At 33.6% G+C, this 14390-nt stretch carries 11 protein-coding genes; 8 read left to right on the top strand and 3 right to left on the bottom strand.

Features of this window, described 5'->3' with window-relative positions; translation table 11 throughout:
• The first annotated feature begins 20 nt into the window (after positions 1-20).
• The 3 genes from Q0050_RS00480 (at position 21) to yidC (ending at position 4165) form a co-directional block, all read left to right on the top strand.
• The gene (locus tag Q0050_RS00480; protein ID WP_298391602.1) at positions 21-257 is read left to right on the top strand and encodes a DUF3820 family protein; all 237 of its coding nucleotides are present in this window, start codon (positions 21-23) and stop codon (positions 255-257) included.
• 149 nt (positions 258-406) lie between these two features.
• Positions 407-2017, top strand: coding sequence for a CTP synthase (locus tag Q0050_RS00475; RefSeq protein ID WP_298391601.1), 1611 nt, complete (start codon positions 407-409; stop codon positions 2015-2017).
• A 255-nt stretch (positions 2018-2272) separates the two neighbouring features.
• Positions 2273-4165, top strand: a complete 1893-nt coding sequence (gene yidC / locus Q0050_RS00470) for a membrane protein insertase YidC (protein WP_298391599.1) — start codon at positions 2273-2275, stop codon at positions 4163-4165.
• A 68-nt stretch (positions 4166-4233) separates the two neighbouring features.
• On the opposite strand, the gene Q0050_RS00465 is transcribed toward yidC, so the two are convergent.
• A complete protein-coding gene (locus Q0050_RS00465; protein WP_298391597.1) occupies positions 4234-5196 on the bottom strand; it encodes a fasciclin domain-containing protein in 963 nt (320 codons plus the stop codon).
• A gap of 283 nt (positions 5197-5479) precedes the next feature.
• Positions 5480-6442 carry a fasciclin domain-containing protein gene (locus Q0050_RS00460; RefSeq protein WP_298391595.1) on the bottom strand — a complete coding sequence of 321 codons (963 nt, stop codon included), beginning with the start codon at positions 6440-6442 and terminating at the stop codon, positions 5480-5482.
• A gap of 163 nt (positions 6443-6605) precedes the next feature.
• Between Q0050_RS00460 and Q0050_RS00455 the strand changes: the two genes are divergently transcribed.
• The 5 genes from Q0050_RS00455 (at position 6606) to pafA (ending at position 13038) form a co-directional block, all read left to right on the top strand.
• On the top strand, positions 6606-7313 hold the full coding sequence (locus Q0050_RS00455) for a hypothetical protein (protein WP_298391593.1): 708 nt from the start codon (positions 6606-6608) through the stop codon (positions 7311-7313).
• Positions 7314-7416: 103 nt separating this feature from the next.
• Positions 7417-8604 carry a tRNA 2-thiouridine(34) synthase MnmA gene (gene mnmA, locus Q0050_RS00450; protein ID WP_298391591.1) on the top strand — a complete coding sequence of 396 codons (1188 nt, stop codon included), beginning with the start codon at positions 7417-7419 and terminating at the stop codon, positions 8602-8604.
• A 25-nt stretch (positions 8605-8629) separates the two neighbouring features.
• Positions 8630-10240, top strand: coding sequence for a S8 family serine peptidase (locus Q0050_RS00445; RefSeq protein ID WP_298391590.1), 1611 nt, complete (start codon positions 8630-8632; stop codon positions 10238-10240).
• A 9-nt stretch (positions 10241-10249) separates the two neighbouring features.
• A complete protein-coding gene (locus Q0050_RS00440) occupies positions 10250-11188 on the top strand; it encodes a nitronate monooxygenase (RefSeq protein WP_298391588.1) in 939 nt (312 codons plus the stop codon).
• A gap of 233 nt (positions 11189-11421) precedes the next feature.
• Complete coding sequence (gene pafA / locus Q0050_RS00435) at positions 11422-13038, top strand: alkaline phosphatase PafA (protein ID WP_298391587.1); 1617 nt, start codon at positions 11422-11424, stop codon at positions 13036-13038.
• Between the two features lie 62 nt (positions 13039-13100).
• Here pafA and lysA read toward each other — a convergent pair whose 3' ends face one another.
• Positions 13101-14306, bottom strand: coding sequence for a diaminopimelate decarboxylase (gene lysA, locus Q0050_RS00430; protein WP_298391585.1), 1206 nt, complete (start codon positions 14304-14306; stop codon positions 13101-13103).
• Positions 14307-14390 lie beyond the last annotated feature (84 nt).

Below are 14390 nucleotides of genomic sequence, written 5' to 3'. Positions count from 1 at the left end.
TTAATCTATTTTCTAAATAAATGGACGACCAACAAAAATCCTTAATCAAATTAGCGCACACCAAAATGCCTTTCGGTAAATATGAAGGCAAATACTTAATTGATTTACCAGAATATTATTTGGTTTGGATACACAATAATCGTTTACCAAATGGTCAGCTTGGCGAACAACTCAAACTCGTTTATGAACTCAAATTAAACGGTTTAGAAGAGCTAATTCGCAACATAAAAAAGCAATATCCAAAGCCATTTTCGTAAAATTTTAAAGCCTTTTTATTGTTCCTTTTCTACTCAATTGTCTTGTCTTTATGTTTCAGTATTTACACATTGAAATATTTTCACATTGATTAATTAAATTGTACTTTTGCATCGTTTTTTACAACAACACAACTACAACAAACAATAAAATGAATCAAACGAAATACATTTTTGTTACTGGCGGTGTGACTTCTTCCTTGGGTAAAGGAATTATCGCGGCGTCTTTGGCAAAATTATTACAAGCACGAGGTTACCGAACTACTATCCAAAAATTTGATCCTTATCTCAATGTAGATCCAGGAACTATGAATCCTTATGAACACGGCGAATGTTATGTTACTGATGATGGAGCAGAAACTGACTTAGATTTAGGACATTACGAACGATTTCTAAACGTTCCAACTTCGCAAGCCAACAACGTTACTACAGGAAGAGTTTACCTTTCAGTTATTGAAAAAGAACGTCGTGGAGAGTTTCTTGGAAAAACAGTACAAGTAGTTCCTCATATCACAAATGAGATAAAAGAACGAATGCAATTGCTTGGTAAATCAGGCGATTTTGATATTGTTATCACTGAAATTGGTGGAACAGTTGGTGATATTGAATCACTTCCGTACATAGAATCGGTACGTCAATTAGTTTGGGAATTGGGCGAAAGCAACGGAATCGTAATTCACTTAACGCTTGTGCCATTTTTGGCAGCAGCTGGTGAATTAAAAACCAAGCCAACGCAGCATTCTGTAAAAACATTAATGGAAAGCGGAATCAAAGCCGATATTTTGGTTTGTAGAACTGAACACGAATTATCGGATGAAATTCGTCAAAAACTAGCTTTGTTTTGCAATGTGAAACGCGAAGCTGTTATCCAATCTATTGATGCTTCAACCATTTATGAGGTGCCTTTATTGATGTTAGAAGAAGGTTTAGATGTTGTGGCTCTAAAAAAATTAGATTTACCTCAAAAAAACACACCAGATTTAGAAAACTGGAATACTTTTTTACACCGATTGAAAAATCCAAAACATACCATAAATGTTGGTTTAATTGGGAAATATGTAGAATTGCAAGATTCTTATAAGTCAATTTTAGAAGCATTTATTCACGCTGGAGCTTCTAATGAAACTAAAGTTAATATCATCAGCATACATTCAGAATTTATTGACAAAGAAAATGTAGCCGAAAAATTAAGCGGTATCGACGGAATTCTTGTAGCACCAGGTTTTGGTGAGAGAGGAATCGAAGGAAAAATCGAAACCGTTCGCTATGCACGTGAAAATAATGTACCGTTCTTCGGAATTTGTTTGGGAATGCAAATGGCTGTCATCGAATATTCTAGAACCATTTTAGGGTTAGCCGATGCCAATTCTACTGAGATGAATCCAAACACAACCAATCCGGTCATCGACTTGATGGAAGAACAAAAAACCATCACCGATAAAGGTGGAACAATGCGTTTAGGTTCGTGGAAATGCGATATAAAAGAAGGTAGTTTAGCTCATCAAATCTATGGAAAAGCTCAAATAGCAGAACGTCACCGTCACCGATACGAGTACAATAATAAGTTCTCAGCCGAACTAGAAAAAGCAGGATTAATCAGCTCCGGAACCAATCCCGACACCGGTTTGGTTGAAATAGTAGAGATTCAAAATCATCCATTTTTCATCGGTGTGCAATACCATCCGGAGTACAAAAGTACCGTTGCTAATCCACAGCCAATTTTTGTTAGCTTTGTGGCCGCAATGGTAAAGAATAAAAAATAGAAGTTAGGAGCGAATCAGTAGTAATTTTGGTTATCCATTTTCCTGCTTTCCGCAGTATCTTTTTTGTCATCCCGAGTGCAGTCGAGGGAAATTTCAAACAAAAAAGGATACTTGCTCCAATCAGGGCTAGCTAGCCAACTTAAGGTCACTAAAATAGAGTTTCTAAAACTTTATTTTTAACATTTGAAACAAAGAAGTCAACACAACGACTAACCTATATATTAATTAAAGATACTGAAACAAGTTCAGCCTATTATGGAAGAAAAGAAGTTTGACAAAAATTCGATTATTGGTTTCCTATTAATCTTCGGGATTATTATGTGGATTATGTACAATAGTCAACAAACGGCCAAAAAAGAGCAAGCCGAAAAAATAAAACAAGAAAAAATTGATAAGGCTAAAAAAGCTAAAGAAGTTGCTACTAAAGAAGTTTTAGCAACGGCTGTTGATACTACTGTGAGTGATACAGTAAAACTTCAAAAACTAAATTCAGCTTTAGGAAGTTTTGCTTATTCAGCAACATTGCCATCAGCAAAAGAAAGTTTTACAACTATCGAAAACGAACTAGTTACTTTAAAAATTGCAAATAAAGGTGGCTATATCTCCGAGGCAATTCTTAAAAACTACAAGAAATTTGATAAAAATTCAGGACAGTTTGTTGAATTAATAAAAAACAACAACGCCAACTTCAATCTTGAGCTTCAAACCAAAGACAATAGAGTTTTAAACACTAAAGATTTATTCTTTGAACCAACTTTAACAAAAAACGGAAACGATCAAATTCTTTCTATGAAGTTAAAATCTGGAGCTAACGAATTTTTAGAATACAAATACGTTCTAAAAGCTAACGATTATATGTTAGATTTTGATGTTCGTACGCAAGGGTTAAGTAAAGTTTTGAATACAGCAAAAGCAGCCGATTTGCAATGGGATATAAAGACCTACAGAAATGAGAAAAGTATTTCTTATGAAAACCGTTATGCTGAAATCTATTTTGAAAACGACGGAAAAGTTGATTATGCGGGAACAGGGCAACAAGAAGATGAAACTCTAGAAAAAGCCACTTTTATAGCTTACAAGCAACACTTTTTTAGTTCTATTTTATTATCTCAAACTCCAATTGAGAATGCAAAAGTTAGCTCTACAAATCTAATTAGAGACGAAAAAATTGACACTGTTTTTACCAAGCAGTTTAAATCGACATTGCCTTTAGCTTTTAAAAACGGCGAGTTAGATTATAAAATGAATTGGTATTATGGTCCAACGGATTATAAGATATTAAATGAATACAAGAAGAATATTGAAGACATCGTTCCATTAGGATGGGGAATTTTCGGTTGGATTAACAAATTAATTTTCATTCCACTTTTCGGGTTCTTGAGTTCATTTATGGGATTAGGTATTGCTATTATTGTGTTTACCATTATTATCAAAATTGCAATGTCGCCTATTACTTTCAAATCGTTCTTGTCGCAAGCCAAAATGAAAGTCCTTCGTCCTGAAATAGCAGAGTTAGGCGAGAAGTTTGCAAAAGATCCGATGAAAAAACAACAGGAAACAATGAAATTATACAACAAAGCTGGGGTTAATCCTATGGCAGGTTGTATTCCAGCATTGATTCAGTTGCCTTTTATGTATGCTTCCTTCCAGTTTTTTCCATCAGCAATTGAGTTGAGGCAAAAAGGATTCTTATGGGCAGAAGATTTATCATCATTTGACCAAATTTTCAAATTGCCATTCAACATTCCGCTATATGGTGATCACGTGAGTTTGTTTCCGATATTGGCTGCAATAGCTATTTTCTTTTATATGAAAATGACTTCTGGCGATCAAGCTATGGCGCAACCACCACAAGAAGGTATGCCAGATATGGGTAAAATTATGAAAGTTATGATTTACCTGTCACCAATTATGATGTTGATTTTCTTCAATAGCTACGGTTCAGGATTGAGTTTGTATAACTTTATTTCAAACTTGATTACCATCGGAATTATGTTAGTTATCAAGAAGTACTTCATCGATAGTGATAAGATTCACGCTCAAATTCAAGAGAATAAAACCAAGCCAAAAACTGAAAGTAAGTTCCAAAGAAAGATGAGAGAAATGATGGAACAAGCCGAAGAGCAAAAGAAATTAAATAAGAAATAAAGAGTAATTTATAAAACAAATAAAGCCGTTTCAATTGAAACGGCTTTTTGTTTGATGTCTAAAGAATATTAAGGCACACTATTTGGTAAAAGTACTTTGTTTACAGCGTGAATAACACCATTTGCACATTGTACATCAGTTAATACAATATTGGTTTGTCTAAGTTGTTCATCAGTAATAACTGTTCCTGCTACTGTGAAAGTACCACCTTCAAAAGTAGTAATAGGACTAGTAGGAATTGCATTTGATAAAACATTAGCGCCAGTAACTACGTGGTATTTTAAGACTGCAGTTCTTTTTTCGCTTGATGATAAACCATTATAAAGTGCTAGTGTCGCAGTATCAAAAGCACTTTCCAACGGCGCAAACACTGTAAATGGTGAACTAGGAGTTCCACCTAATGTTCCAGTTAAGTTTTGAGCAATTAATAACGATTCTAAAGTGTTAAAATTAGGATTAGCGACAGCATGTGTAACAATAGTTGGTAAACCAATAATAGCATCAACTTTGTGAATTACACCATTTGTAGCAATAATGTTAAAAGTTCCTCCAGCTGTTGTAGTTATAACAGACGAAACTCCATTTAATCTAACACCAGATGTTGTATTTACATACATATCTAATTTATTAGTTGTTGAAGCAGATCCAACAGCTAATGTCTTGATGTAAGAGTTGTTTGTTAATCCTGATGATTGTACAGCACCACTAACAACATGATTTAACAAAATTTGTCTAAGTACAGGAATGTCAGCTGCAGGATAATTGTCAATTGCATTTGCTGTAAGTCCAGCAGCAATAAAGGCTTGGTCAGTTGGGGCAAAAACGGTGAATGGTCCAGCACCTTGCAATGTTGTAGCTAAATCAGCTTTTTTAAGTGCCTTTACTAATAATGTTAAGTCACTTGCTTTAGAAGCAATACCAGTTACGGTATTGTCTGGTGCAACTTGTGGATTGTCATCATCACTGCACGATGTTAAAGATAATCCCATAAAGGCAATCAATGCCATCAGTTTGATTTTGTTTGTTCTCATAATAATTTTTGATTAAAGTTGTTATTTTTGTTTAACGAAGTAAATAAATAACTAAACAAAAAAATCAAATTTTGCTAATGTTTAACTTTTTTGTTTAACTTATAAAGTAAAATTATAAGATAAAGATGACGGAATATTACTATATTTTATAACTACTTGTCTTATTGACGATTAAACAAAACATATAATTTGTTTAAATTATTTGTAATTATTTTCTGATAAAATATAATTTTTCCAAAAAAAAAGCTGCCCAAGTGGACAGCTTTATAATGGTATTTTTGTTTTACATTGTAGGTTTTAATGCTTGACTTAAAACGTGAATTACGCCATTAGTACATTGAATATCAGTGATTACAATACTGCAGTTTCTATTGTTGCTGTCTTTTAATTTTGGACCAGTGCTCAATAAAACTTTCACTGTTTGAGGTGTTTCTAACGTTGGAAGAATTTGTCCTTCTGATAATCCAGAAGCTAAATTATTTCCGTTTGCAACATGATAATTTAAAACTTTGGTTAATTGCGCTGAAGTTAAACTTGCAACGCCACCAGGTAATTCATTATCCAAAGCTTCTAAAGCAGTATTGAAAGGTGCAAACAAAGTAAATGCTCCTGATCCTGATAATGTAGCTGTATAATTTGGCTGTCCTGTTGTAGTTAATAAACTTGATAATGAACTAAAATTTGGATTAGCATTTACGTGTGTGATTATTGTAGGTAAACCAATTACACCATCAACAATATGAACAAGTCCGTTACTAACGTTATAGTTGGCTACGGTAACTTCAGAAGAACCATTTAAAATTACACCATCGGTTTTGTTTACATACAAACTCAAATTATTGTCCGATACATTTCCTACTGCCAAAGTTTTAACATAGCCAGAAAATGGCAAATCGTTTGCGGTTTTTACTTGAGTGATAACGTGATTTAAAAGAATTTCTCTTAAAATAGTTGTTGGAACCGCATTGATGTTAGCAAATCCATTATCTGATAAAAAAGAATTGAACGCCTCATTGGTTGGAGCAAAAAGAGTGTATTTAGTTCCGCCATCCAAAGTAGCAAGTAGGTTGGTTCGTTCTAAAGCAACTCCTAAAATTGACAAGTTATTTTGTGATTGTACAAAACCTGAAATAGTAGTTTTCTTAGCATTGACATCATCTTCTTGACTACAACTAAAAAGTAAAGTTGAAATAGTTACAAAAAAGATTACCAATAAACTGTTTTTTAAAGTAGTTAAATGTTTCATATGTTTAATTATGTTTTTTCTTATTAATTAAAAATCAGCAACAAAAGTATACAAATTATTTAATTTGCAAACAATATTTTTGCACTACCTATTTTTGGAAGTACATTTGTAATAATAAAATAACGATTATTTAGTTATATAGAAACTTTAAACTAATTACTTTATGAAATACGTAGTACTATTACTGTTTTTTACAACATCAATTTTTGCACAGGAATTAAATAAACTTGATGAAAAAGGTAAAAAGCACGGCTTGTGGAAAGGCGTTTATGAAGAATCTAAAAGACCACGATATGAAGGTACTTTTAATCACGGAAAAGAAACGGGCACTTTCAAGTTTTTTGACGATACTAAAGATGGAACCGTAATTGCAACACGTGAGTTTAATGCTAAAGACAATTCGTGCTACACTATTTTTTTTAATCAAAAAGGCAATAAAGTAAGCGAAGGCAAAGTCGTTAATAAAAAATATGAAGGAGTTTGGAATTACTATCACGAAGATTCGCCTCAAATAATGACGCAAGAATTTTATAAAAACGGCAAATTAGATGGTATGAGAAAGGTGTTTTATGTAAGCGGTAAAATTGCAGAAGAATGTTTTTACACTGCTGGAGTCAAAAACGGAGTTTACAAAAAATATACTGAAACTGGTATCATCATAGAAGAGAGTAATTATAAAAATGGAGAATTTGATGGACCAGCGGTTTTTAAAAGTTCAGATAATGTAGTTATGGCAAAAGGAAATTTTGTCAATGGAAAAAAAGAAGGAATTTGGGAATTTTTCAAAAACGGAAAACGAGTAAAGGAAAATATGTCTAAACAAAAAGTTAGAAAATTCGTAAAAAAACCAATTACCAGAGAAGAAGACTAATATTCAAATAAATATTATTTACAGAAGTATATGTTTTAACAATTAAAGCATATACTTTTTTTATTTTTATTAATGTAAATTTGCATCAAATAAAAAATAGATAATGAAACGTGTTGTCGTTGGACTTTCTGGTGGTGTTGATTCAAGTGTTGCTGCTTATCTTTTAAAAGAACAAGGCTATGAAGTCATAGGTCTTTTTATGAAAAATTGGCACGATGATTCAGTAACTATTTCAAACGAATGTCCGTGGTTAGAAGATAGTAATGATGCACTTTTAGTAGCCGAAAAGTTAGGAATTCCTTTTCAAACGGTTGATTTAAGTGAACAATATAAGGAGAAGATTGTGGATTACATGTTCAAAGAATATGAAAATGGTCGTACGCCAAATCCTGATGTACTCTGCAACCGAGAGATTAAGTTTGATGTTTTTATGAAAATTGCTTTGTCACTTGGTGCTGATTTTGTGGCTACCGGACATTATTGCAGAAAAGGAACACTCGAAATTGAAGGTAATCCTATTTATCAATTATTAGCCGGAAAAGATGATAACAAAGATCAATCTTATTTTTTATGCCAATTATCTCAAGAACAATTAGCCAAATCATTATTTCCAATCGGAGAGTTGACTAAGCCTCAAGTTCGCGAAATTGCTTTACAATTAGATTTAGTTACAGCCGAAAAGAAAGATTCTCAAGGACTTTGCTTTATCGGTAAGGTAAGATTACCAGAGTTTTTACAACAACAATTGCAGCCCAAAGAAGGTTTGATTTACGAAATTTCTTCAGATAATGACATTTATAGAAAAGAAAAACCAGTCTTTAAGTCATTTGAAGAAGAGTTAATTTTTGAATCAACTTCCATAAAATACCAGCCCGAAAATGGAAAGGTTGTTGGTAAACATCAAGGCGCACACTATTTCACCATCGGACAACGCAAAGGATTAAATGTTGGTGGAACAAAAGAAGCACTTTTTATTATTTCAACCGATGTAAATTCAAATGCTATTTACACTGGACAAGGTCATACTCATCCCGGATTGTTCAAAAAAGCTTTAAAAATTAATCCATCTGAAATTCATTGGATTAGAGAAGATTTAAAGCTAAAAAATGGCGATTCGATGAACGTTATGGCTCGAATTCGATACCGACAAGAATTGCAAGAAGCAACACTTTATCAATTTGAAAGCGGATTGTATGTGCATTTCAATCATCCTCAATCAGCTATCACCGAAGGGCAATTTGTTGCATGGAATATTGAAGATGAATTAGTTGGTTCGGGAGTAATTTCGTAATTTAGTACATTCTAAAGTTATCAAGATGAAAAAAATCCTACTAGTACTAGCTTTTTTTGTGACATTTGCCTCTTTGTCACAAGAAGATGCGTGGGTTTATTTTAATGGAAAACCCAACGCACAAACTTATTTGAATAATCCGTTAACGATGCTTACTCAACGAGCGTTAGACCGAAGAGCTGCTCAAGGAATAAGTATTGGTTTTAATGATGTTCCAGTCGAACAATCCTATATCGACGCCATTGCGGCAACTCCAGGAATTACCGTTAAAGCAAAATCTAAATGGTTGAATTGTGTGCACGTTAGAGGTTTGCAATCGGATATCAATGCCTTAGAAAATCTTTCATTTGTTAGTCAGGTTATTTTCGCTGATGCTTCTTTAAATGCGAGAAGTTCGTCACCTAAAATGGTGAAACCCATTAACAAGCAAATGAACGTGCAGGCAACTTTTGCTTATGGAAATTCCGCTAATCAAATAGAAATGCTTAACGGACATTTGTTGCATCAAGCGGATTATACCGGAACTGGCAAAATCATTGCTGTTTTAGATTCTGGATTTTTAAATGTCGATACTGCGCAGCCTTTTCAGCGATTATTTGCTAATAATTCAATTCTTGGTGGTTATAATTATGTAAGTCAAAATACCAATATTTATGCTTTGCACAATCACGGTACATTAGTTTTGTCTTGTATGGGTGGTTTTGCAGACGGACAATTGGTTGGTACTGCGCCTGATGCTAAATATTATTTATTTATTACCGAAGATGTACTTGAAGAAAATCCGGTGGAAGAAAGCTACTGGGTTGAAGCAGCCGAAGAAGCCGACCGATTAGGTGCCGATATTATTTCAACATCATTAGGATATTTTGGATACGACAATCCTAATTATAGTCATACGTATTCTGAAATGACCGGAAATACTGCTTTCGCTTCAAGAGGTGCTAATATTGCATTTTCTAAAGGGATGATTGTTGTAGCAAGTGCAGGAAATTCAGGAAATTCAGCTTATCCACATATCGGAGTTCCAGCAGAAGCTACTAATGTTTTGGCAGTTGGAGCAGTAAGATTTGATGAAACTTATGCTACATTTAGTTCAATCGGACCTTCTTTTGATGGTCGAGTAAAACCCGATGTGATGGCGAAAGGACAAGCAACAACTATTTCAAACACTAATGGTGATATTAGTACAGCGAGTGGTACTTCTTTTTCTTGTCCTGTTATGGCAGGAATGATTGCTAGTTTTTGGCAAGCTGTTCCTAATTTGACAAACCAACAAATCGTAGATTTTGTAAAACAATCATCCGATAGATTTACAAATCCTAACAACCAATTTGGTTACGGCATACCTGATTTTCAGCTAGCGCTTCAAAATGCTCTTCTTTCTGCAGGAGAAAATACTATAGATCAACTTCAGTTTTTCCCAAATCCAACTAGTACTTCGGTTACATTTGTATCTCCAAATACTATTGTTGGTAGTACTGTTGTCTTTTATAATAATCTTGGTCAAACGGTTTTATCAAAAGCTATTGATAATCCCATTCAAAATCTTCCACTTGAAAGTTTAAGTTCAGGAATTTATTATTTTACAATTTTTAGTTCAGATAAAGTATTCCAAGGAAAAATCATCAAACAATAATTCATTTTAATGAACAGGATTACCCAACTTTTCAATATAAAATATCCAATTATTCAAGGAGGAATGATTTGGAATTCAGGTTATAAATTAGCAAGTGCCGTGAGTAATTCTGGTGGTTTAGGTTTGATTGGCGCAGGATCAATGTATCCCAATGTTTTAAGAGAACACATCCAAAAATGTAAACTGGCTACCGATAAACCTTTTGGTGTAAACATCCCAATGTTGTATCCTAATGTCGAAGAAATCATTCAAATAATAATTGAAGAAGGAGTCAAAATTGTATTTACATCAGCTGGAAATCCTAAAACTTGGACCTCACATTTAAAAGCCAACGGAATTATAGTTGTTCACGTTGTTAGTAGTTCTAAATTTGCTTTAAAAGCCCAAGAAGCTGGCGTTGATGCAGTTGTTGCTGAAGGTTTTGAAGCTGGCGGACACAACGGTAGAGAAGAAACAACCACGTTGACATTAATTCCGATGGTTAAAGAAAATATTTCAATTCCGTTAATTGCTGCTGGTGGCATTGCAACTGGTCGCGGAATGCTCGCAGCTATGATTCTCGGCGCTGATGGTGTTCAAATGGGAAGTCGTTTTGTTGCTTCTACCGAGAGTTCAGCACACGATAATTTCAAGAATACAGTTATTGAGACAGGTGAAGGTGAAACGCAATTGACTTTAAAAGAATTGGCTCCAGTTCGTTTAATTAAAAATAAATTTTTTAACGACGTTCAAGATTTGTATGCTAAATGTCCTAGTAAAGAAGATCTAGAAAATCTTTTAGGAAAACGTAGAGCAAAACGCGGAATGTTTGAAGGTGATTTGATTGAAGGCGAGCTTGAAATCGGGCAAATAGCAGGATTGATTCACGACATAAAACCTGTGGTCACTATTATAAATCAAATTGTTGAAGAATTTGAGGTGGCTAAAAAAGAAGTATTAAACTTTTAGAAATTCTTAATAGTTCATTCACAAACAATCATTTTCTATTCCTTATTTTTACCGAAATTTTTTATCTTATGAAATCGCCATTAACAACAAATTTGCGCAAGCAATTGAAAAATCATCGAACTCCGATGAAAAATAAAATCAATTGTGAGATAAACACCAATAAATAAAAAGGCGCTACCACCTGCCTGTCGGCAGACAGGTATATGACCGCTAACAAATCAAATTTTACATATATGAAAAAGCTACTCTTTGCTGTGGTGCTGTTTATTTTTTCTTTAAATAGTCAAGCGCAAGAACGTCCGAAATTGGTTGTTGGAATTGTCGTTGACCAAATGAAAATGGAATATTTGTACCGTTTTGAAAGCGACTTTGGCGACAACGGATTTAAACGTTTAATGAACCGTGGATATACTTTTCATAATGCTCATTATAATTATATGCCAACGTACACTGCGCCAGGTCACGCGTCTGTTTACACAGGTACAACGCCTTCAATGCACGGAATTGTAAGTAATGAATGGTATCATAGAACACTCAAAAAAGAAGTGTATTGCACTGATGATGCCTCAGTTTCAACATTAGTTCCTGGAACTGAAAACGAAGGAAAAATGTCGCCAAAGAATCTTCAAAGTACTACAATTACTGATGAGTTAAAGTTGTCAACTAATTTTAAAGGCAAAGTCATCGGAATAAGTATTAAAGATAGAGGTGCTATTCTTCCAGCGGGTCATTTTGCAGATTGGGCTTTTTGGTATACTAAAACAGGTGAATTTATATCAAGTTCTTATTATGGTACTAAACTTCCATCTTGGGCTGACGATTTTAATAAAGAAAAAAATTATATAGCTTATGCCAATAAAGGTTGGAGTTTGTTAAAACCAAAAGCAACCTACAACGAAAGCCTTTCTGACGATAATCCATATGAAGGAAAGTTATATAAGAAAACGCCTTTCTTTCCTTACAATATGAAAGAATTGCTTGATAACAATGATGCAGGCGTTTTAAGAGTTAGTCCTTTCGGAAATAACTTGGTGGCCGATTTTGCTAAAAGAGCAATCGAAAAAGAAGCTTTGGGTAAAGATGAAATTACTGATTTCCTTGCCATAAGTTTTTCTTCTACAGATTATATTGGACATACATTTGGACCTCGCTCAGTTGAAATACAAGATACTTATTTGCGCTTAGATGAAACTATCGCAGAGTTTTTAAACTATTTAGATACAACTGTTGGAAAAAATAATTACCTAATTTTTCTTACTGCCGATCACGCTGGTGCTGAAAATGTTGCACATCTTCGAGATAATAAATATAATGTAACCAATGTAAATTATAAGAATGTCGAAAGTGATTTAAAGGAATTTTCTAAAACGACTTTTGGTGAAGATTTAATTTTGAAATACGACAGTTTTAATGTGTTTTTTGATAAAGATTTAATCAAATCTAAAGGTATTGATTTTACTAAAGTGAAACAATCGTTCAAGGAATTTCTCTACACCAAAGAATATGTAAAACGCGTTTATACAGAAGAAGAAATTTTGGCATCATCACCCAACGATGAACTTTTAGGATTTATTTCAAAAGGTTACGATCCGACCCAAAATGGCGAATTGTATTTTGTTTACAAACCAGGTTATATGGAATATGGAATTACAGGAACGACGCACGGATCGCCTTATTCTTATGATACGCACGTTCCAGTAATTTTTTATGGTTGGCATATTAAAAAAGGTGCTTCACACGATAAAAAAGTAATCACTCAAATTGCACCAACAGTATCGCAATTACTAAAAATCACAATGCCAAATAGCACAAAAAGTGAAGTACTAACAGAACTTTTTAACAAAAGATAAATCAACAAAAAATCCACTAGAAGAAACTAGTGGATTTTTTTTATTTGATAAAATTTATAAAATTACAAATCAATTTCAATTTGATTTTTGATTAAGTCTTCGAAGGTTTCTCGTTTGCTAATCAAGTGACCTTTTCCATCTTTCCATAAAACTTCGGCTGGTTTAAAGCGTGAGTTATAGTTGGATGCCATTGAAAAGCAGTAAGCTCCAGCATTTTTAAAACTTAAAATATCACCTTCTTTAATTTCCGCAATTTGTCTGTTGTTTGCAAAGGTATCTGTTTCGCAAATATATCCTACAACGGTGTAAAAACGCTCTTTTCCTTTCGGATTTGAAATGTTTTCAATGTTGTGTTGTGAGCCATAAAACATCGGACGAATTAAATGATTAAATCCGCTATCAATTCCGGCGAAAACCGTTGACGTTGTTTGTTTTACGACATTTACTTTTGCTAAGAAATAACCAGCTTCACTAACCAAGAATTTTCCCGGTTCAAAGGCTAATGTTAATGGTCTACCATATTCTTTTTCGAAAGCTAAAAAACGTTTAGTTAGTTTTTTTCCTAATTCTTCAATGTTGGTTTCAATGTCACCTTTTTTGTAAGGGACTTTGAATCCTGAACCAAAATCGAGAAAATCTAGATCTTTAAATTGTTTTGCAGCATCAAATAAAATTTCGGCAGCATATAAGAAAACTTCGATATCTAAAATATCTGATCCTGTGTGCATGTGAATTCCGTTGATGTGCATTTTAGTATTTTCAACTATTCGAAGGATGTGCGGAATTTGATAAATCGAAATACCAAATTTACTATCAATATGTCCAACAGAAATGTTTTGATTTCCACCAGCCATAACGTGCGGATTGATTCGGATACAAACTGGAATATTCGGATATTTTGCACCAAAATGCTCTAAAACAGAAAGATTGTCAATATTAATTTGAACACCCAATTTAGCAACTTCTTCAATTTCTTCAAAGGAAACTCCGTTGGGTGTGAAGATTATTTTATCTGGTGTGAATCCGGCGTGCAATCCTAATTGCACTTCTTGAAACGAAACAGTATCTAATCCTGAGCCGCACTTCTTTAGCAACTTCAAAATCGTAATGTTTGACAAAGCTTTCATTGCATAATTAATTCTAAGACGTTCCACCTTAGAAAATGCAGCTGTCAAACGGTTATACTGATGCTCAATGGTTGTAGCGTCATAAACGTACAACGGACTGCCAAATTCTTCGGCAAGCGTAAGTAACTCTTTTGGTTGCATAAAATTTATATTTATTGTTTATATTTTAAATCAGAAAGTTCGCTATTGAACAAAATTTGTACTAACAAAGCCGTTTAATAAAGA

The sequence above is a fragment of the Flavobacterium sp. genome (assembly GCF_027483985.1).
In the GTDB taxonomy this organism is placed as follows: Bacteria; Bacteroidota; Bacteroidia; order Flavobacteriales; family Flavobacteriaceae; genus Flavobacterium.
Note: the sequence above shows the minus strand (reverse complement) of the source record. Positions and strands in the feature narration are given on the sequence as shown.

Coding starts and splice junctions, on each gene's coding strand:
- Q0050_RS00480 (WP_298391602.1), top strand. CDS start 21: ATGGACGACCAACAAAAATCCTTAATCAAATTAGCGCACACCAAAATG.
- Q0050_RS00475 (WP_298391601.1), top strand. CDS start 407: ATGAATCAAACGAAATACATTTTTGTTACTGGCGGTGTGACTTCTTCC.
- yidC (WP_298391599.1), top strand. CDS start 2,273: ATGGAAGAAAAGAAGTTTGACAAAAATTCGATTATTGGTTTCCTATTA.
- Q0050_RS00465 (WP_298391597.1), bottom strand. CDS start 5,196: ATGAGAACAAACAAAATCAAACTGATGGCATTGATTGCCTTTATGGGA.
- Q0050_RS00460 (WP_298391595.1), bottom strand. CDS start 6,442: ATGAAACATTTAACTACTTTAAAAAACAGTTTATTGGTAATCTTTTTT.
- Q0050_RS00455 (WP_298391593.1), top strand. CDS start 6,606: ATGAAATACGTAGTACTATTACTGTTTTTTACAACATCAATTTTTGCA.
- mnmA (WP_298391591.1), top strand. CDS start 7,417: ATGAAACGTGTTGTCGTTGGACTTTCTGGTGGTGTTGATTCAAGTGTT.
- Q0050_RS00445 (WP_298391590.1), top strand. CDS start 8,630: ATGAAAAAAATCCTACTAGTACTAGCTTTTTTTGTGACATTTGCCTCT.
- Q0050_RS00440 (WP_298391588.1), top strand. CDS start 10,250: ATGAACAGGATTACCCAACTTTTCAATATAAAATATCCAATTATTCAA.
- pafA (WP_298391587.1), top strand. CDS start 11,422: ATGAAAAAGCTACTCTTTGCTGTGGTGCTGTTTATTTTTTCTTTAAAT.
- lysA (WP_298391585.1), bottom strand. CDS start 14,306: ATGCAACCAAAAGAGTTACTTACGCTTGCCGAAGAATTTGGCAGTCCG.